The 26,451-nt window shown below is 33.8% G+C and carries 22 protein-coding genes; 16 read left to right on the plus strand and 6 right to left on the minus strand.

Annotated features, from left to right (window positions below; translation table 11 throughout):
- Positions 1-241, plus strand: a 241-nt coding sequence (locus BLS90_RS15590) for an integrase core domain-containing protein (RefSeq protein WP_139171459.1), incomplete at its 5' end; no start/stop codon positions are given.
- Positions 242-1,206: 965 nt separating this feature from the next.
- Here the strand turns inward: BLS90_RS15590 and BLS90_RS15600 are convergent.
- Together BLS90_RS15600 and BLS90_RS15605 are read right to left on the minus strand one after the other, a co-directional pair.
- Positions 1,207-1,587, minus strand: a complete 381-nt coding sequence (locus BLS90_RS15600; protein WP_091259271.1) for a response regulator — start codon at positions 1,585-1,587, stop codon at positions 1,207-1,209.
- Positions 1,588-1,596: 9 nt separating this feature from the next.
- A complete protein-coding gene (locus BLS90_RS15605; protein WP_091259273.1) occupies positions 1,597-5,148 on the minus strand; it encodes a PAS domain S-box protein in 3,552 nt (1,183 codons plus the stop codon).
- Between the two features lie 305 nt (positions 5,149-5,453).
- Between BLS90_RS15605 and dnaG the strand changes: the two genes are divergently transcribed.
- Positions 5,454-7,430, plus strand: a complete 1,977-nt coding sequence (dnaG, locus tag BLS90_RS15610; RefSeq protein WP_091259275.1) for a DNA primase — start codon at positions 5,454-5,456, stop codon at positions 7,428-7,430.
- A 145-nt stretch (positions 7,431-7,575) separates the two neighbouring features.
- Here the strand turns inward: dnaG and BLS90_RS15615 are convergent, their stop codons facing one another.
- Entirely contained in the window at positions 7,576-8,205 is a 630-nt protein-coding gene (locus tag BLS90_RS15615) for a response regulator transcription factor (protein WP_066079986.1), read from the minus strand.
- Between the two features lie 100 nt (positions 8,206-8,305).
- Entirely contained in the window at positions 8,306-9,106 is an 801-nt protein-coding gene (nadE, locus tag BLS90_RS15620; protein WP_091259283.1) for an NAD(+) synthase, read from the minus strand.
- Positions 9,107-9,206: 100 nt separating this feature from the next.
- Here nadE and gldB point away from each other — a divergent pair, with 100 nt between their 5' ends.
- Both gldB and gldC read left to right on the plus strand, forming a co-directional pair.
- Positions 9,207-10,163, plus strand: coding sequence for a gliding motility lipoprotein GldB (gene gldB, locus BLS90_RS15625; protein ID WP_091259285.1), 957 nt, complete (start codon positions 9,207-9,209; stop codon positions 10,161-10,163).
- Positions 10,163-10,501, plus strand: a complete 339-nt coding sequence (gldC, locus tag BLS90_RS15630; protein WP_091259287.1) for a gliding motility protein GldC — start codon at positions 10,163-10,165, stop codon at positions 10,499-10,501. The genes gldB and gldC overlap by 1 nt, the downstream gene beginning before the upstream one ends.
- Positions 10,502-10,726: 225 nt before the next feature.
- On the opposite strand, the gene yihA is transcribed toward gldC, so the two are convergent.
- Both yihA and BLS90_RS15640 read right to left on the minus strand, forming a co-directional pair.
- Positions 10,727-11,347, minus strand: a complete 621-nt coding sequence (yihA, locus tag BLS90_RS15635) for a ribosome biogenesis GTP-binding protein YihA/YsxC (RefSeq protein WP_091259289.1) — start codon at positions 11,345-11,347, stop codon at positions 10,727-10,729.
- Positions 11,348-11,378: 31 nt separating this feature from the next.
- Positions 11,379-12,152, minus strand: coding sequence for an alpha/beta fold hydrolase (locus tag BLS90_RS15640; protein WP_073351954.1), 774 nt, complete (start codon positions 12,150-12,152; stop codon positions 11,379-11,381).
- Positions 12,153-12,532: 380 nt separating this feature from the next.
- On the opposite strand from BLS90_RS15640, the gene mraZ reads away from it, so the two are divergent.
- The 12 genes from mraZ (at position 12,533) to ftsA (ending at position 26,406) form a co-directional block, all read left to right on the plus strand.
- Positions 12,533-13,006, plus strand: coding sequence for a division/cell wall cluster transcriptional repressor MraZ (gene mraZ, locus BLS90_RS15645; protein WP_091259291.1), 474 nt, complete (start codon positions 12,533-12,535; stop codon positions 13,004-13,006).
- Positions 12,981-13,889, plus strand: a complete 909-nt coding sequence (gene rsmH, locus BLS90_RS15650; RefSeq protein WP_175455505.1) for a 16S rRNA (cytosine(1402)-N(4))-methyltransferase RsmH — start codon at positions 12,981-12,983, stop codon at positions 13,887-13,889. Before mraZ ends, rsmH begins: the two co-directional genes overlap by 26 nt.
- 95 nt (positions 13,890-13,984) lie before the next feature.
- A complete protein-coding gene (locus BLS90_RS15655; RefSeq protein ID WP_073351958.1) occupies positions 13,985-14,332 on the plus strand; it encodes an FtsL-like putative cell division protein in 348 nt (115 codons plus the stop codon).
- Positions 14,323-16,326, plus strand: coding sequence for a penicillin-binding protein (locus BLS90_RS15660; protein ID WP_091259295.1), 2,004 nt, complete (start codon positions 14,323-14,325; stop codon positions 16,324-16,326). The genes BLS90_RS15655 and BLS90_RS15660 overlap by 10 nt, the downstream gene beginning before the upstream one ends.
- Entirely contained in the window at positions 16,323-17,786 is a 1,464-nt protein-coding gene (locus tag BLS90_RS15665; protein ID WP_091259297.1) for a UDP-N-acetylmuramoyl-L-alanyl-D-glutamate--2,6-diaminopimelate ligase, read from the plus strand. The genes BLS90_RS15660 and BLS90_RS15665 overlap by 4 nt, the downstream gene beginning before the upstream one ends.
- Before the next feature lie 96 nt (positions 17,787-17,882).
- On the plus strand, positions 17,883-19,112 hold the full coding sequence (mraY, locus tag BLS90_RS15670; RefSeq protein ID WP_073351965.1) for a phospho-N-acetylmuramoyl-pentapeptide-transferase: 1,230 nt from the start codon (positions 17,883-17,885) through the stop codon (positions 19,110-19,112).
- A 1-nt stretch (position 19,113) separates the two neighbouring features.
- The gene (gene murD / locus BLS90_RS15675) at positions 19,114-20,445 is read left to right on the plus strand and encodes a UDP-N-acetylmuramoyl-L-alanine--D-glutamate ligase (RefSeq protein WP_091259299.1); all 1,332 of its coding nucleotides are present in this window, start codon (positions 19,114-19,116) and stop codon (positions 20,443-20,445) included.
- 47 nt (positions 20,446-20,492) lie between these two features.
- Positions 20,493-21,782: an FtsW/RodA/SpoVE family cell cycle protein gene (locus tag BLS90_RS15680; RefSeq protein ID WP_091259301.1), complete on the plus strand. Its 1,290-nt coding sequence runs from the start codon at positions 20,493-20,495 to the stop codon at positions 21,780-21,782.
- Between the two features lie 55 nt (positions 21,783-21,837).
- Positions 21,838-22,935 (plus strand): undecaprenyldiphospho-muramoylpentapeptide beta-N-acetylglucosaminyltransferase, encoded by a 1,098-nt coding sequence (gene murG, locus BLS90_RS15685; protein WP_091259303.1) that lies wholly within the window; start codon positions 21,838-21,840, stop codon positions 22,933-22,935.
- 23 nt (positions 22,936-22,958) lie between these two features.
- Positions 22,959-24,308 carry a UDP-N-acetylmuramate--L-alanine ligase gene (gene murC / locus BLS90_RS15690; protein ID WP_091259305.1) on the plus strand — a complete coding sequence of 450 codons (1,350 nt, stop codon included), beginning with the start codon at positions 22,959-22,961 and terminating at the stop codon, positions 24,306-24,308.
- Entirely contained in the window at positions 24,295-25,017 is a 723-nt protein-coding gene (locus BLS90_RS15695; protein WP_091259307.1) for a cell division protein FtsQ/DivIB, read from the plus strand. Before murC ends, BLS90_RS15695 begins: the two co-directional genes overlap by 14 nt.
- Positions 25,018-25,023: 6 nt before the next feature.
- Entirely contained in the window at positions 25,024-26,406 is a 1,383-nt protein-coding gene (ftsA, locus tag BLS90_RS15700; RefSeq protein ID WP_091259309.1) for a cell division protein FtsA, read from the plus strand.
- Positions 26,407-26,451: the final 45 nt, after the last annotated feature.

Below are 26,451 nucleotides of genomic sequence, written 5' to 3' on the forward strand. Positions count from 1 at the left end.
AAATGCAGTAGCAGAAAGAATAAATGGAATATTAAAACAGGAATTCATGATTGATAAATACAACCTAGATTTAAAAATCATGAAACAAATTGTAAAAGAATCAATCAGTATATACAATGAATTAAGACCTCATTATTCTAATTTCATGCTGACTCCAAACAAAATGCATATACAAAGTCAAATTAAAATGAGGACATATAAAACAAAAAACACTTGCAAAAACGTTTTTGCAAGTGTTTAATTAAATATTTTTATCTAATAATCTGTATCGGTTATTCAGGACAAGACAAAAATAAGACCATCTCTATCCGATTGGGATCACTTAGACGAATTATTTGTTGTTAGTAAGGAAACAGTAAGAGAAAATAACATAGTTATGTTAGGTCTATTTGTTATTGGCATCACATTAATTACCGTTGTCTTTATTGTAGGAATTTCTATTTAACTAGTGTATCATGTATTTTCGTAAATACTATTATGTAGGAGATTTTACTTTTTTTTGGGATATAAATTATTAGTACTTTTTTTTAAGCTATTAGTTAATAATGAGCTTGATACAATTTGACAATCTATTTTTACACGAGATTTTGGGATCTTAATGCCAAGCAGCTTACTTAGTTTTTTATTAGTAGAATTAAATTACAATTTAGTAGGGTAGGCTGTTTTGGTAAAATTCGGTACAATTAATTCAATTATAGCTATATGAGTACAATTTGCACAAATACAACGAAAAGCGAAAAGATTTTAGATCAAAATTCTTTTTTTGTAGTTTCAGAGTCCAAAGTAACCTTTAAAAATTGTGACGCCGTAATAAACTTAAATCAAATTTCAAATTGTAGATTAATAAAAAAAAGAGATTTTACAGCCAATATTATGGTATTCGTATTTTCGGTTTTATTTTATGTAATAATTTTACAACCTTTATATTTAAGTGCTACATTCGAATCTTTAATTTTAGCACTAATTTTAATTTATGTATTGAGTTGCGTAAAGAATTATTCTTATAGATTACTGATTAATAAGAATAATTATGATTTTAACGAAATAATCGTCAGTAAAAAAGAGCTCTACTTTGCAAGAATATTTCTTTCTAAATATCCAGCTTCTACCATACTAACAACTAAATTTAAACAGGAGTTTGAATTTGATAACCAGAATTTTAAACAGCACATTGCATAGTCGCAAGTGAGAATAAAAAATTATTAATTATCTGTTTGATTTTGACCTGTTGGCTAATTCTGATTCAATGGTGCTTTTTAGTTCTTTAAAAATAAATGGCTTTTTTAAATATGCTTTAATTCCTAAAGCAACATCTTTTTTTTGATCTTTAATTTCTATTCTGGCGGTAAGAAATATCACTGGGATATTAGAGTAATCAGAAATATTGTGCTTTTCCATGAAACCATATCCGTCAAGAATAGGCATCATGATGTCACAGAGGATAAGATCAGGGATAAATTGCCTGACTTTTTCTAACCCTTCCATTCCGTCTTGAGCATCACGTACATCATAACCTGAGTAAGAAAGTAATTCACAGATAGTTTCTCTTAAACTTTTTTCATCGTCAATAATTAATATTTTAGCCATCGTTTTTAATTATTTGTTTAAAGGGAATTTCAGCGTTACTGTTGTGCCTTTACCTAAATCGCTTTCTAGTGTAATTGTTCCTGAATTTTTTTCGGTGAATGTTTTAGCGATATACAATCCTAAACCGGTTCCTTGAATACCATCGGTATTACTTGCTCTGAAAAAAGTGTTGAATAATTTGTGTTGGTCTTCTTTAGGAATGCCTATACCAAAATCAATAATTTCTAGGATAATTGTATCACTCGTTGAAGAAAGATTAAGGATTACCTCTTCATAATTTTCAGAATATTTAAAAGCATTATTTAAAATATTAAAAATACTATATTCCATTAGCTTAGTATCTGCATTAACGGTGAAAGTTGAGCCATTAAAATTTGTCTTAAGCTTTGCGAGATTTATTTTATCGAGATAGTAACTGTCAATTATTTCAAGGCAAAACTCTTTCAAATCAAATAATGTAGGTTTGAAATTAGTCTTTCCGGAATCTTCTTTAGAAATGGTTAATACAGCATTCATCAGCTCAACGATTCGATCGATTTCCTCTGTGATAATCTCAACTCGTTTTTGTAATCGATTTCCGTTTTGTAGATTTTGATTTTCTAAATACATAGAGATTAATTCTGCGCTAGTTCTAATTGTAGTCATTGGCGTCCTGAATTCATGTGAAATAGTGGAGACTAAATTGGTGCGTAATTCATTTAATTCTCTTTCTTTTACAAGCGCTTTGTCAATTGCTTCTTCTTCTTTTTTTCGTATTGTTATATCTCGAGAACTTGATTGAAAACCAGTTATTTCTCCCTCTTTTTCGATCAAACTTGCTTTTGTTTCAAGCCAAATATAATTTCCGTTTCTTGCTTTAAACCTAGCAATTGTATTATCATCTACTTTTTTAGAAATAAAATCATTAAAACTAGACTCAAGGTACGGTAGGTCTTCTGGATGGGCTAAATCGAGGGGTGATTTGCCTAACAATTCTTCAGGAGTGTAATCTAAGAGCTTTTGTATTGAGGGTGAAACATATATGAAAGAAGTGTCTAAATTATGCAAACAAACCAAGTCGGCCGTATTATCTGCAAGAAGACGATACATGTTTCGGGCTTCGTTTAATTGAACAATTTTATTTCTGTTGTTTTCTTCAGCTAATAATCTATTCTCATTTTCAATTTTCTTTCTTTCAGTAATATCTATAATTTGAGGTATAAAATACAAAAGCCTTCCTTCGTTATCCCTTACCACCGATACGGACAAATGAACCCAAACTATCGATTTGTTTTTATGTATGTGTCTTTTTTCTACACTGAAATTTGGCGCTAAACCTAAAGTCAATCTTTTTTTATTAATTACATCTGCTTCTATATCATCTGGATAGGTCATCATGGCACAAGTTAATTTTTTAAACTCTTCCCTAGTATAGCCTAATATTTCCCAAGATCTTTTATTTGTTTCTATCCAAAAACCATCGAGATCTATGATTGCCATTCCTACAGCAGAATGTTCAAATGCCCCTTTAAATTTTTCTTCACTGATCCGTAATTCTTCACTAACTTTTTTCTTAGTAGTGATATCCGTTTGGGCTCCAATCATACGAATCGCTTTGTTGGATTTGTCACGGATTATATACGCAGTGTCTAATAAGTAAGCGTAACTACCGTCAGATTTTAAATAGCGAAATTCATCATACCAAGTTGTTGCTTTACTTTCAAGTGTTGCTTTTACGTTTTTAAGAACTCTTTCTAAGTCATCAGGATGAATCAGGTTATCAAAATCCGTCACTTTTAAAAAATTATGTTCATTATTTATTTTATGACCAAAAAGCTTGGTGTAATTTTCTCCAATTATAAAATTTTCAGATCCTATTTCCCAATCCCAAATCACATCAGATGTTGCTTTGGTAGCATAAGTAAAACGCTCGTTGCTAATTTTCAACGCTTCTTCGGTCTTTTTTTGGTGTGTAATATTGTTGAAGGAACAAATTACATAAAGTAATTCCTGATTATTGTTAAAAATAGGTATGGCATCAACCAACAACCAAACCAAATCTTTTTTGGTTGGTCGATGAACTCCCATTACTATATTATTGATTGGTTTTAACAACTTTATACATTGCGGTACAGGATGGTCTTCAGGCTCAAAGTTGGTGCCGTTTTCGTTAATTACATGCCAAAACTCATCAAAGGAGGTTTTTCCTAATAATTGATCTTGGGTAAGACCAAGCATCTCGCTAGCTGCTAAATTATTTTCTAAAATTTCCGAGTTGGGTCCTTGAACCAAAATTCCTACGGCGGTATTACTTAAAATATTTTGAACCAACGCTCTACTTTGGAGTATTTCCTCTTGTATTTTTTTGCTTTCTGTGATGTTTACACTAAAACCAATCATCATTTTAAAACTTCCGTCTCCATTAAATACTGGAGTCATTTTCCTATTATGATAGGTTTTACCATCAGTGGCCGTATTTAGTATTTCTTCCCAAACAATGACCTCTTTAGTGTGAAGTGCAGCTAGAAATCGTTCTCGACGACTATTAGCAAAGGAGGGATCTCGCTGCATATGTTGTGCATATTCAAAATCGTCTTTCCCAATTATAAATGTGCGCAACTCTTTATTCTTAATTGCTACTGGATTTACATAGATGTATTTGTGATTAGAGTCAAATACTACAACATCAGTTGGTAAATTATTTAATATGGTTTCATAGAAATCTTTTTGTTGCAGTAACTTCTGTTTGACCTCAATATCTTCAGTAATATCCCTACAATTTCCTATAAAAAATGATGATCCTTTTTTTTGTGATAATTTTAAACGTGTTTCATGCCAAACATAGTGCCCTTCTTTATGCCGAATTCTATAGATTAATTCCCCTTCATTTTTTCCGGTTTTAATTACTTTATCTAAAAAATTAATAGAATTTTCTAAATCTTCAGGGTGTACAAAGGAAGCGATGCTTTTGCCTAAAACCTCTTTAATATCATAACCTAGATATTTAGTCCAATTGTTTGAAACATAACTAAATACGCTTTCTAAATTGATCTCGTAGACAATTTCTTTTGCATTATCGATAAACAGTTGAAATTGATTTTCTTGCTGTTTGATTCTTTCTTGTAATTCCTTATTTTCAATATGTAATTGCAATAAAGATTGAATTTGTTGTACCGCATAATCTAAATATTTTAACTGTATCGAGGATAGCTTTTTCGGCTTAGTATTTATAATACAAATACTTCCGATAACTAGATTTTCATTAAGACAGATTGGAAATCCAGCGAAAAAATGTACTAAGTTTTCGGATTGATTACAAACATCATTATTAAAATCTGAAACGATTTTAATTTTATTTTGCTGAATAATAGTCTCATTAAATGCTAATATATTGGGTGATAAAGACATAAGATCTAAGCCTATTTTTGCTTTTACAGTTAAGCCAGTTAACTCTATTAATGTTATTAAGACACAAGGGACTTCACATATTTCTGATATAAATAAAAGAATACTGTTGAATTCTTGCTGAAAATCTATGGTATCAAATAATTTCCTTTTTTTTTTATTCTGTAATAAAGGCATAGGTTTTTTTTAAGTAATTAATTATGTGGCAACAAATTGCAATGTTTGAATGGGGCTATCTAATACAAAATAACACTTATTTTGCCATAAATAAAAGTTTGTAAAAAATTAAAGAACTCTTTTAGATAAATTCTTTTGCAAGAAAAAGATGTTTTATTATTTATTAAGGATGAAATCTGGTTTTTTGATGATCGAATGGGATGGTTGAGTTCTTTTTATTACGATTGACTTTATTGATACTTCTGATAATTAGTCAAACTAAACTTTGTAACTTTGACCCTGTATAACTTTGACCCCAAATAAAATTGATTTCAAAAGCTACTATAGATACTGTTTTCGAAACTGCTCGAGTAGAGGAGGTTATTGGTGATTTCGTAAATTTAAAACGAGCAGGATCTAACTTCAAAGGGCTTAGTCCTTTCTCTGAAGAGCGCTCTCCATCGTTTATGGTTTCACCCGCCAAAGGAATTTGGAAGGATTTCAGCTCAGGAAAAGGGGGTAACTCTGTGGCTTTCTTGATGGAACACGAAAAGTTTACTTATCCGGAAGCGATTCGCTATTTAGCCAAAAAGTATAATATTGAAATTGAAGAAACGGAGCAAACCGATGAAGAGAAAGCCAATACTGATGTACGGGAAAGTATGTATCTGGTCTCGGAATTTGCAAAAACTTACTTCCATACTACCCTTTTAAACTCCGAAGAAGGAAAGGCGATTGGGTATTCCTATTTTAAAGAACGAGGGTTTACCAATGAAACAATAAAGAAATTTAGTTTAGGTTATTCACCCGAAGCGTGGGATGCTTTTACAAAAGAAGCGCTTGGTAAAGGCTATCAATTAGAATTTTTGGAAAGTACAGGGTTGACAATCCCCAGAGAAGATAGACCGTTTGATCGTTTCAAAGGGCGCGTTATGTTTCCTATCCAAAGTATGTCAGGAAGAGTGCTGGGTTTTGGAGGACGGATTCTTACCAACGATAAAAAAGCAGCAAAATATTTAAATTCGCCTGAAAGTGATATTTACCACAAAAGTAAAGTGCTTTACGGAATTTATCAAGCCAAACAATCTATTGCTAAACTGAATAATTGTTATTTAGTAGAAGGATATACAGATGTAATTCAGTTTAATCAAGCGGGAATTGAAAATGTCGTTGCGTCTTCTGGTACCGCATTGACTCCAGATCAAATCCGATTAGTAAACCGTTTGACAAAGAATATAACCGTGCTTTTTGATGGTGATGCAGCAGGATTGCGCGCTTCCATCCGTGGAATCGATTTGATTCTAGAAGAGGGCATGAATGTGAAAGTGTGTACTTTTCCAGACGGAGAAGATCCAGATAGTTTTGCCAAGAAAACATCTTATGAGGATTTAATTTTATATCTAGAGCATAACGCTAAAGATTTTATCCAGTTCAAAGCATCGCTTTTGATGAATGAAGCTAAAAATGACCCTATCAAAAAAGCTGATTTGATTCGGGATATGGTTGTGAGTATTTCAAAAATTCCTGATCGAATTCAGAGAGAAATTTACATCCAGGAGTGTTCTAGAATAATGGATATTTCAGAACAAGTTTTGCAAAGTACTTTGGCACAATTAGTCCTAAAAGAGGTGAATGAAGTAGACAAAAAGCAAAAACAAGTTCAAAAGGCTTTTGACTTTGTGAAAAATGAAAGTACAAATCCAACGGATAAAGTGGATTCTCTTTATTTATTTGAGCGAGAGATTATCAAAGTTCTTTTGTTATACGGAAATAAGACGGAAAATTTCGAAGAAGTATTGATGAAGGCCAATGAAGAAGGGGAAATCATTGAAGTTTCTGAGATGAAAGAATTAAAGATTTTCCAAAAAATATATTTAAGTTTACAAGAAGATGAAGTAGAGTTTGCAAGTCCAATATTCAGAGAAATTTATGGAGATTTAATTAATTATTACCTTCAAAACGAAGATTCTGGTGTGGAAAAATACATAAACCATTTGCAGGCGGGTGTTCCTCAAGAGGTAACAAGTATTATGATGGAGGATGAGAAATATGTATTACACGACTGGATTGGCCAGAATATTTTTCCAAAAACCAAAGACGAAACCTTAAACCAGAGTATTTCGGACACGTTGTTTACTCTCAGATGGTTCTTACTCAGTGAGATCATCGAAGATTTAAAAAATGCAGTGTCAAATGAACCAGATTCTGATAATATGGAGTCCCTAACCATGGTAATGAATTATATCGAACTTAGAGGAAAGTTTTCAAGAAAATTAGGACGAGTCGTAGTGCGTTACCATTAAAAATACAAAATTTCAAGTTTTCATCAAGCGTCAAGAATAAAAAAGCGCTGTAGCATCAGAATCAAATTCGGATGGTACGGCGCTTTTCATAATTTGTAATCTTTTTTTTTGAAAAAAAAACAGGAAGAGCTTTCTTTAGCGAGTGCTAAACAATCTCTAATTTTTTTGCTTTTTCTACTAAATCTACTAAATTAGTAACGTTTAGTTTTGTAAGCAATCGCAATTTGTACGTACTAATAGTTTTTTCGTTGAGTCCTAAAATTTCAGCAATTTCATGATTCTTTTTCCCCCCACTTAAATAACGTAATACTTCTACTTCTCGATTGGATAGCTTGCGATACAAACGCTCACTCTTACTTTGTTTAGCAATCAACGCTAAGTTTTTCTTCACGGTTTCGTTCATTATGATCTTACCTTGGTAGACTTTAATGATAGAAATACCTAAAGTTTCTAACTTTTCTGATTTATGCACAAAACCAGATACTCCGGCTTTTATGGCATTTGGCGCATAAATTTGTTCAGAAAGACCACTGAAGATAATAATTTTTGTTTTTGGAAAATTTTTCAAGACCGCTTTAACCTCAAAAATACTGGAAAGACCTTCCAGCTCCAAATCTAATACTAATACATCAATGTCTTTTGTTTGAAGTATATCCCTCACCATCAAGAAATTGCCTACATTGGCAACTATTGAGATGTCCGCATTATCTTTAAAGTAAGATTTTACTCCAAAATGCACAACAGGGAAATTATCGGCTATACATACTTTAATCATAATTTTTAATTTTTAGAATTGTTTTTATTTGTAATTGGAACTGTAAAATTAATAAATAAATTCTGTAATTAATTGTAAATCAATATAAAATATGATTTCTTTAATCTTTTATCACAAAACAAACCGGAATTGGTGTCATTTTATGTTGGTTAATGGTGTTTAATCGTTTGTAAATCTCGAAAACAATTTTTTTTCTTCCTGAAAAGTCATCCTTATTTTTTTTAGCTTCATCCTGCGTCATCGCCCATTCCAGCTCATCATAACTAGCTCCTAATTGATCTTCATCTGTCCTATCATCACCAAAAAGGCCATCTGTAGGTGAGGCTTTTAATATAGATGCTGGTATTTTTAAAAAACGGCCTAATAAATAGACTTCGGATTTCATTAAATCGGCAATTGGACTCAAATCCACTCCACCATCTCCATATTTTGTATAGAAACCAACTCCAAAATCTTCTACTTTATTACCAGTTCCAGCAACTAATAAGCCATGAATTCCAGCAAAGTAATACAAAGTCGTCATTCGTAGTCGTGCGCGAGTATTTGCTAATGCTAAGGATACTTTTGCGTCATTTGAATCGCCAGGAACTGCTGATTGGAAGGTGTCAAAAACACGGGTTAAGTCCGCTTCAATACTAGTAACATTTGGGAATCGTTGTTTTAATTGTTCAATATGTTCTCGTCCTCTTGTGACATGACTTGGTGCTTGATGTATTGGCATTTCTACGCATAAAACCTGCAATCCTGTTTGAGCGCACAAGGTTGAGGTAACGGCTGAATCTACTCCACCTGATATGCCTATAACAAATCCATTTACCTTTGCATTCTCAGCATAACTTTTCAGCCAGTTTACAATTTGGATATTCACTTTTTCAACTTGGATTGTACTTTTTTTAGTCATAATAGTTTACGTTTTAAAAAGCAGGAATGTATATTTGCAAATTAGTTGTCTTGTGCTTTCGTCTCCCAGGATGCTTTGGGAACAAATTTAATTAATATATATGAAAAAATATCTGTTTCTTGTAGTCTTTTGCCTCTTCGTTTTGTCTTGTGATAAGAAAAGTAAAGTTGAAAGTGCCGTAGCAGCCATTCCTATGGAAGTAAAGGTAGTACGTTTTGACAAAATATTTTTTGAAACACCACCACAGGATTTAGAAAAAGTAAAAAAAGAATTTCCGTTTTTCTTTCCTTTAGGAAATGACAATAGTGTTTGGTTAAATAAAATGCAAGACCCTATTTGGAGAGAATTGTATACTGAAGTTCAAAAAAAATATGCTGATTTTGAACCCGTGAAAGATGAATTAGAAACGCTTTTTAAACAAATTAAATACTACTTTCCACAAACCCAAACGCCCAAAGTAATTACTATAATCTCTGAAATGGATTATAAAAATAAAGTTATCTATGCGGACAGTCTGGTCATTGTATCCCTTGAATTGTATTTAGGGAAGGATCATAAGTTTTATCAGTTTCCAAATTATTTAAAACAAAATTTTGAGCAAAGGCAGATTGCACCAGATGTGGTTTCAAGTTTTGCTGGCCGTAAAATTGCGCCAATAATAGATAAAGATTTATTAAGTCAGATGATTTATCACGGAAAGCAATTGTATTTAAAAGATTTGCTATTGCCTAATTATTCAGATGCGGAAAAAATGGGATATACTTCTGAACAAATAGTATGGTGTCAGGAAAATGAAAGTTATATGTGGCGTTATTTTATTGAAAAAGAAATGCTTTATAGTAGTGATCAAAAATTGGTTCCTAGATTTATAAATCCGGCACCATTTTCTAAATTTTATTTAGAAATTGATAATGATTCACCAGGACAAGTCGGAGCATGGTTAGGTTGGCAAATCGTACGCTCTTATGCAAAAAATAATGAACTGCCTATTGCGGATTTGTTGAAAACAAATGCGAAAGAAATTTTTATTAAATCAAAATACAAACCCAAGAAATAATGTCAAATAAAAATACATCAGAAATTAAGTTTCTAGTCGAATTAGACGAAAACCGTGTTCCAGAAAAACTAATGTGGTCTGCAAAAGATGGAGGAGTCGAGTTAGAGGAGGCAAAAGCAATTATGTTGTCCGTTTGGGATAGCAAAGCAAAAGAAAGTATGCGGATTGATTTATGGACGAAAGATATGCCAGTCGATGAAATGAAAATTTTCTTTCACCAGACTTTAGTAGCGATGTCTGAAACATTTAAACGGGCCACAGATGATGAAAAGATGGCAGATACAATGAAAGATTTCTGTGATTATTTTGCTGAGAAATTGGACTTAAAAAAGCAGTAAGGTAGTACGCTTCGGTGATATTATTTAGAAGGTAAATTCGATCTGGGTTAGGAATTAGTTGATTTTATGTGCCTTTAAATTTTCACTACGGTCAAAAAATAGTCCGGAAAGATGTCAAAATACGGAGTCGAATTTTAGTAATGGAGTTGAAGTTCTACTAAAGCAAAATCCCAAAACTAAATTAAGTTTTGGGATTTTTTTTATGATATGAAAACTAGCGTGTTTTTAAAACTGAGCATTGTTTTTGAATACTTCTTGATTTACTTCGTCTATATAACTCAATAATGCTTCCTTGCCAGTAGATTCTGTAGCTGAGGTTACAAAATAATGTGGCATTTCGGCCCAGTTGTTAGCAAACATTTTCTTTTTGTAAGCCGCAACATGAGAATCAATTTTTACTTTACTGATTTTATCTGCTTTGGTAAAAACAATACAAAAAGGAATTTCGCTTTCCCCCATGTACGACATAAATTCGATGTCTATCGTTTGTGCTTCATGACGGATGTCTATTAACACAAAAGCACAAACTAATTGCTCTCTCGTTTCAAAATAATCCGTGATAAATTCTTGAAAAATGGATTTCGTTTTTTTAGAAACTTTAGCATAACCATAACCTGGTAAATCCACTAGAAACCAATTGTTATTAATCAAAAAATGATTAATCAATTGAGTTTTTCCCGGTCTTCCAGAAGTTTTTGCTAATTTTTTCTGATTTGTTATCATGTTGATCAAAGAAGATTTTCCAACATTTGATCGGCCTATAAAAGCATATTCCGGCAAAAAGTCTTTTGGACACTTGCTTACATCGGAGTTGCTGATAACAAATTCGGCGGTATTAATTTTCATTTTTTCAGGGTATAAAATTCTCCTTCTATGTTTAGTGTACGGCTAAATGAGTATGGGTTAACCAATCTTCTAACAAGCGATTAAATTCGTCGGGATGCTCCATCATGGCGGCATGACCGCATTTGTCAATCCAATACAAAGCCGAATTAGGTAATAATTTATGAAATTCTTCTGCAACATCTGGCGGGGTAACTTTGTCGTTTTTCCCCCAGATAATGCAAGTTTGAACATGCATTTTTGGTAAATCTTTAGCCATATTATGACGAATAGCGCTTTTGGCAATCGTCAATGTTTTTATCAGTTTTATACGATCATTTACAGATTCATATACTTCATCAATAAGCTCTTTAGTAGCTACTTTGGGGTCGTAAAATACATCCTCAGCTTTTTTCTTAATGTACTCGTAGTCTCCTCTTTTAGGATAACTGTCTCCCATAGCGCTTTCGTAAAGTCCAGAACTACCGGTTATTACAAGTCCGGCTACTTTTTCAGGATACATTTTAGTGTGGTATAATGCAATGTGGCCACCCAAGGAGTTTCCTAAAAGGATTACGCGCTCTAAACCTTTGAACGTGATGAAATCCTTGACGTATTTTGCAAAACTTTTTACATTTGTTTTCAAAATATTTTGCGTGTATATGGGTAAATCTGGAATGATTATTTTGTATCCTCTTGCGGAAAAGTAATTAGCCACAGCGTCAAAATTACTGAGTCCGCCCATAAGTCCATGCAAGATCACAATTGGAGTTCCTTCGCCAGCTTCATAATAGCTGTATCTACCTTCTTTTTTATAGTGTTTTTCCATTTTTTGTGAAACCGGATTTTCAATTTTGACAAATATAGGATTTAATAAATAAAAATGAATTTTTACAACAATTTTTAATTGTAAAATTATCGAGATGGCTCTACTAATTTATACTTTTTTTTCAATTTTCAGTCTTTATTTTACTCTTTTTAAGTGGCCCTGATAGTATTTAAAAACGATAATTCTTTGTGTTTTTAAGGTCTATTTTTTATAACATTATGTTTCTTACAAATACGACAAAGGAAGGCTAATCTTTTGACAGTCCATAAATTAAGGTTTTTTGTCCTAAAGTGGTTAAACTTATTAACAAAGTGGTATATAGTGGTAAATAGTGGTAATATTTTTTATATTTTTGCTCTATATCATTTAATACTTTTTTCTTGGATACAATTGTCGGAACATATGAATGTAAAGTCGATGCTAAAGGAAGGCTGCTCATGCCAGCGCCCTTAAAAAAGCAGTTGGCTACTTCACTTCAAAACGGATTCGTTTTGAAGCGTTCTGTTTTTCAGCCTTGTTTAGAGTTGTATCCTATGAAAGAATGGGATTTAATGATGCAAAAAATCAACAAACTCAATCGATTTGTAAAGAAAAATAATGACTTTATTCGCAGGTTTACCGCTGGTGTCAAAGTAGTTGAGATTGATGCTTTAGGGCGATTGTTGGTTCCTAAAGATTTGGTGGCTTACTCCGGTATTACTAAAGAGGTAGTTTTTTCCTCTGCTGTAAATATTGTAGAAATTTGGGATAAAGACTTGTATGAAAAATCAATAAGCGGCGAAGATGTAGATTTTGCGGATTTAGCCGAAGATGTAATGGGAAATATAAATGACGACGACAATGGAATATCATAATCCGGTTTTGCTTCAAGCATCAGTAGATGGCTTAAATATCAAGCCTGACGGCATTTATGTTGATGTGACTTTTGGTGGGGGTGGACATTCAAAAGAGATTTTGAAAAGACTCGGTCCAGATGGAAAATTATTTGCTTTTGATCAGGATGAAGATGCTTTAGCCAATGCTCTCGCTGATGAAAGATTTACGTTGATCAATGAAAATTTTAGATTTATAAAACGCTTTTTACGTTTTTATGGAGTAAAGAGTGTGGATGGAATTTTGGCAGATTTAGGGGTTTCTTCCCATCAATTTGATGTTGCAGAACGGGGTTTTTCTACTCGCTTTGATGCCGATCTAGACATGCGGATGAGTCAGAAAAATGATTTGAATGCGTATAGAGTGGTCAATGAATATGATGAGGCTAATTTAAAAAGAGTATTCTTGGATTATGGTGAATTGAAAAACGCACCCGTTTTGGCCAGAACAATTATAGAGGCTAGAGAACAAGATCCAATCAAGACAACAGATGCATTGAAGGAGGTTTTAGCACGTTTTTTACCAGAGAGAGTCAGAAATAAAATATTAGCTCAGATATATCAGGCTATTCGAATAGAAGTAAATCAGGAGATGGATGTTTTGAAAGAGTTTTTAGAACAATCACTCGAAATATTAAATTCAAATGGAAGATTAAGTGTGATCTCCTATCATTCGTTAGAAGACAGATTGGTGAAGCGATTTATGAAAAACGGGATGTTTGAAGGAGAACCAGAGCGCGACTTTTTTGGTAATTTTTCGGTTCCGTTCAAAACAGTGGGAAAATTAATCGTTCCAGATAACGCCGAGATCAAAGAAAATAATAGAGCGAGAAGTGCAAAATTACGAATAGCTGAAAAGAGGTAATTCTAAGCTTCCGAGGTGGAAAGTAAGATATAAACAATAAAATAACCCAATTGCAGATCTTCTCTCCTTTAGAGAGAGGTTGGGGATGATAAAAAATGAAAAACGGAGTATACAGTTTACTAAAAGCAAGGTTCCTTGTCAATGAGGATGCAGTTAAAAACTGGCGTTTTATCGTTTTTATAATTCTGTTGGCTATTTTAATGATAGCAAACACCCAACGATTTGAACAAAAAGTATTTAAGATCGCAGAATTGACAAATAAAGCCAAAGAGTTGCGCTCAGAATTTGTCGATAGACGCTCAGAATTAATGAAATTAAAAATGGAATCGACTGTTTCAGAGAAAATGATAGAAAAAGAAATTTTTCCATCAACAGTTCCTCCAGTAAAAATAAAAGTTAAAGCAGAAAAAGCGAAAGGGTTTTTAGAAAAATTATGGCAGTAGAAGATAAACACATATCGTACAGAATTTATCTGGTAGCTTTTGGCATTTTTGTCATGGCTATTGCTATTGCTGTGAAATTAACAAATATTCAGTGGGTCGAAGGAGATTATTACAGAAAGTTAGCCAAGGAACGAACGGTTAGAAACTTTGTGATTCCAGCTAATAAAGGAAATATTTATTCTGCTGACGGAAGTCTATTGGCCACATCAATTCCTAATTATGAAATACGTTTTGATGCTGTTACTCCCAAAGCGGAATCATTTGAAAAAAATGTTAAATCACTGTCGGATTCGTTAGCGACAGTATTAGGCAAATCGTCTAGTTTTTTTGAAAATGAACTCCGGAAAGCAAGAGCTAATAAAAATAGGTATTACTTACTTGCTCGTAATTTAAGTTATACCCAATATTTTAAAATAAAGGGTTTCCCATTGTTTAATTTGGGCGCCTATAAAGGAGGAATTATAATTAAACAAGAAACAGTACGAGAGCATCCCATAGGAAAAATTGCTGAGCGCACCGTAGGGTATGAGCGAACTTCTAATGGGGAGTCATATGATGGAAAAGGAATTGAGTGGGCATTTAGAAAATATTTGAATGGTAAAGACGGTAAGATTTTAAAACAAAAAATCGCAAAAGGACAGTGGAAACCCATTCGGGATATTAATGAAGTCGATCCTCAAGATGGGTATGATGTCATATCCACAATTGATGTTTATGTCCAGGATATAGCGCATCACGCATTGTTAAAACAGTTGGAATTATATCAGGCGGATCATGGTTGTGTGGTGGTTATGGAAACAAAAACGGGTCATGTAAAAGCAATTTCAAATCTGGGAAGAGCTAATGATGGAACTTATTATGAGACCACAAATTATGCAGTAGCCGAATCGCACGAGCCTGGTTCTACCTATAAATTAGCTGATTTAATGGCGCTTTTTGAAGATAAAAAAGCGGATACCAGTACAGTTTATGATAGTAAAGGCGGAGTTGTCGTTTATTCAGGAAAAAAAGTACGGGACTCTCATGAAGGTGGTTATGGAAAAATTTCATTAGGAAGAGGTTTTGAACTTTCGTCAAATACTGTTTTGGTTCAGGCGGTTTATAATGCGTACAAAGATGATCCTTCAAAATTCGTTAATCATCTTAATAATTTCGGATTGAACAAACCATTGGGACTTTCTATCAAAGGAGAAGGAAGACCTTATATTCCGCAGCCAGGTGATAAACATTGGTCTAATATATCCCTTCCATGGATGGCTTTTGGATATGGTGTTTCTATCACTCCAATGCAAACATTGGCTTTTTATAATGCAGTTGCCAATGATGGTGAAATGGTAAAACCTCAGTTTGTTTCGGAAATTAAAGAATGGAACAGAACCATCAAAAAATATGAAAAAGAAGTTTTGAATCCAAGAATTTGTTCACCACAAACTATTGCAAAGCTAAAAGCAGTTTTAGCAAATGTTGTAAAGAAAGGAACTGCTTCGAAATTATATTCTAAGGATTTTTCGATGGCAGGGAAAACAGGAACAGCGGCGGTGAATTACGGAAAGGCTGGTGGAGTTGGAAAATATTATGCCTCTTCTTTTGTGGGGTATTTTCCTGCTGATGAACCTAAATATTCGTGTATAGTTGTCGTGCATAAACCAAGTACAGCACTCAATAATTACTACGGTGCGGATGTAGCAGGTCCAGTTTTTAAAAGAATTGCACAAAAGATTTTTACCGATGCGCCATCAACAAATGAGATTAAAAACTTGGACAGGAAAATTCCAAAACAAGAAAATAATTACGAGGCTTATTACACTAAATATCAAAAGAAGCAACAAATAATTCCAAATTTAAAGGGAATGTCAGGAATGGATGCAGTCGCTTTATTAGGAAATTTGGGTATGAAAGTGAAGGTTATAGGAGTTGGTAAAGTTAAAAAACAATCGCTCGAAGCGGGACAGAATTTAGTAAAAAACACAACGATATTATTGGAATTATCATGAGTATACTAAAAGACATATTGTACAAAGTAGCTATTGAAGCCGTGAAAGGTTCGACAGATATCTCCATAAACAAAATGGATTTCGATTCGAGAAAAATCGAGGTTAATGATATTTTTGTAGCAATTCGTGGTTCCATTTCCGATGGGCATGATTTTATAGAAAAAGCAATTTTACAAGGTGCTGTCGCAGTGATATGCGATACCTTTCCGGATACGATCGAAAATGGAATCACCTATGTGCAGGTTAAAGACACGAATTCAGCCTTAGCTTTTATGGCTGCAAATTATTTTGGTGATCCGTCGCGAAAGTTGAAATTAGTTGGTATAACAGGTACAAATGGTAAAACTACGATTGCCTCTTTGTTGTGTCAACTGTTCAAAAAAGCGGGCTATAAAGTTGGTTTGCTTTCAACTGTAAAAATAATGGTAGATGATGTGGAGTATAAAGCGACTCACACAACACCGGATTCAATTACGATAAATCATTTTCTAAAAGAGATGGTCGAAAACGAGGTTGAATACTGTTTTATGGAAGTGAGCTCTCATGGGATTCATCAAAAAAGAACAGAAGCATTGCATTTTGTGGGTGGGATATTCACTAATTTATCACACGATCATTTAGATTATCATCCTACGTTTGCAGAATATAGAGATGTGAAAAAATCGTTTTTCGATCATTTACCTAAAACGGCTTTTATATTGTCTAACATAGACGATAAAAACGGACAGGTAATGTTGCAGAATACTGCCGCTAAAAAGTGCACTTATGCTTTAAAAACCTACGCTGATTATAAAGCACAAATACTGGAAAACCAATTATCGGGCTTGTTGCTTAAAATAAATGGAAACGAAGTCTGGGTTAAGTTGATAGGAACCTTTAATGCTTATAACTTACTGGCTATATACGGTACTGCCGTTGAACTAGGAATGGAAAGTTTAGAAGTACTCCGATTGTTATCTGATTTAGAAAGTGTTTCGGGTCGTTTCCAATTTATCGTTTCTTCAACTAACATCACCGCAATTGTAGATTATGCCCATACTCCAGATGCTTTAGATAATGTGCTAAAAACTATAAATGCTATTCGTACAAAAAACGAACAATTGATCACAGTTGTAGGTTGTGGAGGAAACAGAGATAAAACCAAGCGGCCTATTATGGCTGGAATTGCATCGGAGCTCAGTGATAAAGCAATTTTTACTTCGGATAATCCTAGAAATGAAAAGCCAGAAGCTATTATTGCTGAAATGGAACAAGGTGTAGCACCTCAAAATTATAAAAAAACATTGACCATAAGCGATAGAAAGCAAGCTATAAGGACAGCTTGCCAATTGGCACAGCCGAATGATATTATTTTGATAGCCGGAAAAGGACATGAAACATATCAGGAGATTAAAGGGATTCGGCAACATTTTGATGATATGGAAACAGTAAAAGAAGTTTTAGAACAATTAGGTAAGTGATAGTTTAATCGGTTGGTATTATTTGTTTTTCGAATAGCCATCAGATTGGAAAGTAATTAACAACACAGCAACGATTAACCAAACAAACAACGATATATGCTATACTATTTATTTGAATATTTAGATAAAACATTGGATGTTCCAGGAACAGGGGTTTTTCAGTACATCACGTTTAGATCGGCATTAGCATTTATGCTATCGTTATTACTGTCCACTATTTATGGAAAAAGAATCATTCGATTTTTGCAAGCACAACAAGTAGGAGAAACTGTTCGAGAGTTAGGGTTGGCAGGTCAAAATGAAAAAGCGGGAACACCCACGATGGGTGGGTTAATCATAATTTTCGCCACTTTAGTGCCAGTTTTACTGTTTGCAAAACTGCATAATATTTACATCGTATTGTTAATAGTGACCACATTATGGATGGGAACGATTGGGTTTATTGATGATTATATTAAAATATTCAAGAAAGATAAAGCAGGTTTAAAAGGGATATTTAAAGTTTTTGGACAAGTTGGTTTGGGTTTAATAGTAGGGATAGTCCTTTATTTTCATGCTGGTGTAACTGTAAGAACCGATACGGGTAAAGTAGACGTTTTTAAAACTTCGACGCAAACCGTTATTATGCCTGCGCCTATCGAAGAAAAATCTACGGCAACGACAATTCCTTTCTTTAAAAACAATGAGTTTGATTATGCCGAATTGCTGGCTTGGACAGGGGACGGATATGAAAAATGGGCTTGGTTAATTTTTATCCCGGTAGTGATTTTTATTATAACTGCAGTTTCAAATGGTGCTAACCTAACAGATGGAATTGATGGTCTTGCCGCGGGAACTTCGGCAATTTCAGTTCTGGCACTGGGAATATTTACGTTCGTTTCAGGTAATATTATATTCTCTAATTATCTGAATATTATGTATATCCCTAATTCTGGTGAAATGACGGTTTTCATAGCCGCCTTTGTAGGGTCATTGATTGGATTTCTTTGGTATAATTCCTATCCAGCATCCGTTTTTATGGGTGATACCGGTAGTTTGACAATTGGGGGAATTATAGCAGTTCTTGCAATTGCGGTTCGAAAAGAAATGCTGATTCCTTTACTATGCGGAATTTTTCTTGTCGAAAATTTATCTGTTGTTCTTCAAGTAAGTTATTTCAAGTATACGAAGAAACGCTTTGGCGAAGGCCGAAGAATATTTTTAATGTCTCCTCTACATCATCATTACCAGAAAAAAGGGTATCACGAAAGTAAAATCGTAACCCGGTTTTGGATTGTTGCTATCATGCTGGCCATATTGTCAATTGTCACTTTAAAATTAAGATAGTATGCGGCTAGTAATTTTAGGTGGTGGAGAAAGTGGTGTTGGAACTGCTATTCTTGGTAAGAAAAAAGGGTATGAAGTTTTCGTGTCTGATTTCGGAAAGATAAAAGGAAATTACAAAGAAGTTCTTATAATTAATGGGATCTCTTGGGAAGAGGAAAAACATACCGAAGAGTTGATTTTGAATGCGGATGTGGTTATGAAAAGTCCCGGTATTCCCGATAAATCTCCAATAGTAAAAAAGCTGCAGGAACGAGGAATTCCAGTGATTTCAGAGATTGAGTTTGCGGCTCCTTTTACGAAGGCAACAATTATAGGGATAACCGGAAGTAACGGAAAAACGACTACAACAATGCTGACACATCATTTGTTGAAATCAGCTGGATTGAATGTAGGATTGGGCGGCAATATAGGAAAAAGTTTTGCTTGGCAGATTGCCGATAATAAATACGATTCCTATGTACTGGAGTTGAGTAGTTTTCAACTGGATGGAATTAATGATTTCAAGCCCCATATTGCTATTATTACGAATATTAGTCCAGATCATTTAGATCGGTACGAATACAAATATGAAAATTACATTGATTCAAAATTCAGAATAACAATGAATCAAACTGAGGATGATTATCTCATCTACGATGCAGACGATGAAGCCATATGCAATTGGTTCAAAACGCACACAACAAAAGCAAAATTAATCCCTTTTTCATTGACTAAAATTTTCAGCGAAGGAGCCTATATAAAAAACAACAAAATGGAAATTAAGATCAGTCAGGAAGAGTTTACAATGGATACAGAACACATTGCTTTAGAAGGAAAACATAATATGAAAAATGCAATGGCAGCAACCTCTGTGGCTAAATTAATGCAAATAAGAAAGGCCACAATTAGAGAAAGTCTTTCTAATTTTCAAGGAGTAGAACATCGTCTGGAAAAGGTTTTAAAAATTCAAAATGTTCAATATATCAATGATTCTAAAGCAACCAATGTTAACGCAACCTTTTTTGCTTTAGACAGTATGAATACACCAACGGTTTGGATTGTGGGTGGTGTCGATAAAGGGAATGATTATAACGAATTGATGTCCTTAGTTCGTGAAAAAGTAAAAGCAATTATTTGTCTTGGAGTAGATAATAAAAAGATTATTGATGTTTTTGGGAATGTTGTTGACATGATGATTGAAGTGGATAATATGAATGATGCAGTTCGAATGGCACAACGATTAACCGAAAAAGGGGACTCTGTATTATTGTCTCCGGCCTGCGCTAGTTTTGATTTGTTCGAAAATTATGAAGACAGAGGGAATCAATTTAAACAAGCAGTTAAAAATTTATAGAAAAGTTTTATCGTAGGAACGAAAGTAAACTTTAAAAAGAAAATGATATGAAACAATTAATAGGCAATCTAAAGGGAGATAAAGGGATTTGGTCATTTGTGGCCTTATTGGCCTTGTTTTCGTTTATGCCTGTTTTTAGTGCAAGTAGTAACTTGGCCTATTTAGGGCATGGAACAGGAAATACTTTAGGGTATTTAGTAAAACATTTGGGTCATATTTTTTTTGGTTTTTTAATCATTTTTTGGGTTCACAAAATTCCGTATCAATATTTTAGATCTATTTCTAAATGGCTTTTGCCTTTTGTTTGGGTAGTATTAGCCATAACAATGATAAAAGGTACAGTGATAGGTGGAGCCAATGCAAGTAGATGGCTTCAGATACCATTTGTAGGTATTTCATTTCAACCTTCGACTTTTGCGGCCTTAGTTTTGTTTGTATTTGTTGCGCGTTATTTGTCTAAAACAAGAGAGAAACCGATTGATTTTTTAGAATCATTGAAAGAACTGTGGCTCCCCGTTTTTATTACCTTGCTTTTTATTCTTCCTTCGAATTTTTCGACTACCGCATTAATTTTTTCGATGATATTAATGTTGGCATTCATAGGGAAGTATCCTATGAAATATATCGCAGTAATAGTAGGATCAGGCATTGTATTTCTAACCTTTTTTGTTTTGATTTCTAAAGCTTTTCCCGATGCTAAATTTTTTAGCAGAGTAAGAACTTGGGAAAGTCGTATTGAAAATTTTAGTACCGATAAACCAGATGAAGATGATTATCAAATAGAAAAGGCAAAAATTGCTATTGCATCAGGCAAGATTTATGGACTAGGACCCGGTAAAAGTGTTCAGAAAAATTTCTTACCGCAATCTTCATCAGATTTTATTTATGCCATTATTGTTGAAGAATACGGATTAATAGGGGGATTGGGTGTTTTGTCGCTTTATTTGTTATTGCTTTTCCGATTTGTAGTTGCTTCGCACATAGCCACCACACTCTTTGGAAAATTGGTGGTTATAGGTCTTGGTTTTCCAATGATTTTTCAGGCCATGATCAATATGGCCGTAGCTGTAGAATTATTACCTGTTACGGGACAAACACTGCCGTTGATCAGTAGTGGAGGAACTTCTATTTGGATGACCTGTATCGCTTTAGGAATCATTATTGGTGTAACTAAGAAAGAAGAAGAAATTGCTCAGGAATTGAAAGATACTGCAAAAAGGGAGGAAGCGTTACAAAAATTAATCGATCGAGAATTAGAAGAAGAGCACGTTTTAGAGGAAGCGTATTCAATCGAAGACAAGGCAAAAAACCCAATGCAGGCAGTTTTAAACAAGTAAGCCATTTTATACCTTTAAATTTTTAAAATAATAGCAACTCAGTAACTTTAAAAAAATGAAACAATACAAATTCATATTAAGCGGTGGCGGAACTGGAGGACATATCTATCCGGCAATTGCTATTGCAAATGAATTAAAGTCTCGTTTTCCTAATGCCGAATTTCTATTTGTTGGTGCAAAAGATAAAATGGAGATGCAAAAAGTGCCTCAGGCAGGTTACAAGATCATCGGACTATGGATTGCAGGATTACAACGAAGACTCACATTTGATAATACTCTTTTTCCGGTAAAACTAATTAGCAGCTTGCTAAAGTCACGTACCATAATCAAGCAGTTTGAGCCAGATGTAGTTATTGGTACTGGAGGCTTTGCCAGTGGTCCACTTTTACAAATAGCGGCAATTGCAGGTATCCCAACGGTGATTCAGGAACAAAACTCGTATCCTGGAATTACCAATAAGTTATTGAGCAAAAAGGCAAAAAAGATTTGTGTTGCCTATGAAAACTTAGAACGCTTTTTTCCAAAAGAAAAAATGATTTTAACTGGAAATCCAGTGCGTCAGGATTTAATTGATATTGATTCAAAAAGAGAGATAGCGTTACAGCATTTTGATTTAGACACTAAGAAAAAAACACTTTTGGTTTTAGGCGGTAGTTTAGGAGCCAGAAGAATTAATGAGTTAATTGCTAAAGAAATTTTGTTGTTTGCAGCTCATAATGTGCAAGTGATTTGGCAATGTGGTAAATTGTATTTTGATGATTATAAACGTTTGGAAGAGAATGAAAACATTCAGATTCATTCTTTTATTGATAAAATGGATCTGGTTTATGCAGCGGCAGATATCGTGGTTTCTCGTGCAGGAGCTTCTTCCGTATCGGAATTATGCATTGTTGGTAAACCCGTTATTTTTATTCCTTCTCCTAATGTAGCTGAAGATCACCAAACTAAAAATGCGCAAGCGATAGTTGATAAAAATGGAGCTATTTTACTGAAAGAAGTAGAGCTAGATTCTCAATTCGGTACTGTATTTGAGTCTTTAATTAAAGATGAGGCAAAACAAAAAATGCTGAGTGATAACATAAAACAATTGGCAATGCCAGAAGCAACAAAACGAATTGTTGATGAAATTGTTAAGCTGATAGATAGAAAATAATAGAGATAAAGAAAGAAACGAAAATGAACTTGAATCAAATACATAACGTCTATTTTATTGGAATTGGTGGAATCGGGATGAGCAATTTAGCTCGTTATTTCAAAAATTTGGGAAAACAGGTTTGCGGATATGATAAAACGCCTTCCGTTCTAACAAATGAATTGATGGAAAGTGGAATTGCAATTCACTTTGAAGATAGTATTGATTTGATACCTAAAGATTTTTTTATCGAGAATACACTAGTAATTATTACACCGGCTGTACCAGTTACACATTCGGAATGGAATTATTTCGTGGAAAGAGAGTATGAAATAAAAAAGAGAGCCGAAGTTTTAGGATTAATTACTAAGGATACGTTTTGTTTTGCAGTTGCAGGTACCCATGGAAAAACAACGACATCGGGGATTTTAGGACACATATTATACCAAAGTGGCGCTGACGTCACCGCGTTTATAGGTGGAATAGTTGAAAATTATAATTCAAATTTAATAGGAAGTGGTAAAACAGTAACGGTAGTTGAAGCAGATGAATTTGATCGTTCCTTTCTGCATTTGCATCCCAATATTGCTTGCATTACATCCATGGATGCTGATCATCTTGATATTTACGGGACAAGTGAAGCTATTGAGGAGTCTTTTATGGAATTTGCCTCTAAAATAAAGGATAAAAATAATCTTTTCATCACAAAAGAATTACCATTAGAAGGGTTAACGTGTGCGGTAAATGAAGACGCTATTTATAAAGCGTTTAACGTAAGAATAGGAGACGGAAGCTACGTTTTTGATGTACAAACACCTACTGAAATAATTAAAGATTTACATTTTGGATTGCCGGGACGTCATAATTTAATGAATGCGGTGATGGCTATTGCAATGGCAAATTTATTCGGCACCCCAACCGATGCCATTGCAAAAGCCATTGCATCATTCAAGGGGATTAAAAGAAGGTTTTCGTACCAAATTAAAACAGCAGCTAAAGTTTATATTGATGATTATGCACATCATCCAACGGAGATAAATGCGGTGCATCAAGCAGTACGGGAATTGTATCCCAATCAGAAAGTGCTAGCGATTTTTCAGCCTCATTTGTATAGCAGAACAAGAGATTTTGCTGATGAATTTGCCAAAAGTTTGTCCCATTTTGATGAAGTTCTTTTGTTAGATATTTATCCAGCTCGGGAACTGCCTATACAAGGTGTAACTTCGCAATGGATTATGGATAAGATGTTGCTTAAAAATAAGAAATTAGTTACCAAAAATGATTTGATTACCGCGATATTGGCAAGTGATACAGCGGTCGTTGTCACTATTGGAGCAGGAGATATTGGAGAATTAGTACCATTAATTAAAAAAGCAATCAATGAAACTCTTTAATTGGACCAATATTCGATTAATACTGATGTTTGCATTAGTGGTTTTTCTGTTTTCTTTTACGTCAAAACGAAATGAAGAGAGGAAATTGACTAAATCTGAAGTTATTTTTGTTGGAGATAATGACCCCTTCGTTAAACAAGAAACGGTTAATAAATTGTTAATAGAAAATAATAAAGAGGCATCCAGCATTCAAAAAGTTAATTTAGATTTGAATACGCTGGAAACAAATCTCAATGCACAAGAAATGATTGAAAAATCAGATGTCTATGTGAGTATTGATGGTGTGTTAAAAGCAGTGGTGAAACAAAAAACTCCTATTGCTAGAGTTTTTGATAATGGTGGTTCTTTTTATATTGATTACGAAGGGAATAGAATGCCATTGTCAGCTAATTTTACAGCCCGAGTTCCACTTGTTTCAGGGGGAATAAATAAAAATAATAACGAAAATTTAGCCCACTTGTTTCGCATAATTTATGATGATGAATTTTTGAAAAAAAACATTATTGGAATTGAAATTATGCCAAATGGTAGCTTAAAAATGCACAACAGAAATTTTGATTTCCAAATTGATTTTGGCAAATTGATTAATGTGGAGCGTAAATTTAAAAATTACAAAGCTTTTTTTCAAAAAGCAGTTTTAGATAGTTCGTTGTATAAATATAAAAAAATTGACCTCCGGTTTACGGAACAAGTAGTTTGCACTAAATAATAGATAATGGAAAAAGAGAATATTGCAGTAGGTCTAGATATTGGGACAACTAAAATAGTTGCCATGATAGGCAAAAAGAATGAATATGGTAAACTAGAAATTTTAGGTGTTGGAAAATCTAAAAGTTTGGGTGTGGCAAGAGGTGTTGTAAATAACATTACACAAACCATACAATCCATACAGCAAGCTATTCAAGAAGCAGAGAATAACTCAGGTTATAAAATAAAAGATGTAGTTGTTGGAATCGCAGGACAACATATACGCAGTATACAACACACAGATTATATTAGCAGAAACAATCCTGAAGAAGTGATTGGTGGGAATGATATTCAACTTTTGATTGATCAAGTCAACAAATTGGCCATGTTGCCTGGTGAAGAAATAATACATGTTTTGCCACAAGAATTCAAAATTGATGGACAATCTGAAATCAAAGAACCTATAGGGATGTACGGTGGAAGATTAGAATCTAGTTTTCATGTAGTAGTGGGTCAGGCATCCTCTATTCGCAATGTTGGTAGGTGTATTCAAAGTTCAGGAATTGAACTTTCAGGTTTGACCTTAGAGCCATTAGCTTCTGCCGATGCAGTTTTAAGTCAGGAAGAAAAAGAAGCTGGAGTTGCATTAATTGACATAGGTGGTGGTACTACCGATTTAGCTATTTTTAAAGATGGTATTATTCGGCATACAGCAGTAATTCCGTTTGGAGGAAATGTAATAACAGACGATATTAAAGAAGGATGTTCTATAATTGAAAAGCAAGCTGAATTACTAAAAGTTAAATTTGGTTCTGCTTGGCCAGGAGAAAATAGAGATAATGAAATTGTTTCTATTCCAGGTCTAAGAGGTAGGGAGCCAAAAGAAATATCGTTAAAGAATCTATCCAAAATAATTCATGCTCGAGTTGTGGAAATTGTGGATCAGGTGTTTACAGAAGTTAAAGCTTATGGTCATGAAGATCCTCGAAAGAAACTGATAGCAGGTATTGTATTAACAGGTGGTGGTGCTCAATTGAAACACATTAAGCAACTAGTAGAGTATATTACCGGAATGGATACAAGAATAGGGTATCCTAACGAACATTTAGCTGGGAATTCAGATGAGGAAATCTCAAGTCCGTTGTATGCAACGGCAGTGGGTTTAGTAATGAAAAGCATTGAAAATAAAACGCAAAGCGCGGTACGAATGGATGCAGTGGAGCAGCCCAAAGCGCCCACGTACAGGCCTACAGTTGTTCAAACTCCAGTACAAGAGGTTTATGAGAATATAGAAGAGGAAATAGATCATAATGCGCATGAAAAACAAAATTCTACCGTTAACAGAATTCAGAAAAATTTCTTTGATCGATATGTAGATAAGATCAAGGACTTTTTAGATAATGCAGAATAAAGGCACAGCCTGAAAAATATAAGAATTAATAATAAATATCAAAAA

Origin of the sequence: Flavobacterium omnivorum, assembly GCF_900099915.1 — a bacterium.
GTDB classification, from domain to species: Bacteria; Bacteroidota; Bacteroidia; order Flavobacteriales; family Flavobacteriaceae; genus Flavobacterium; species Flavobacterium omnivorum.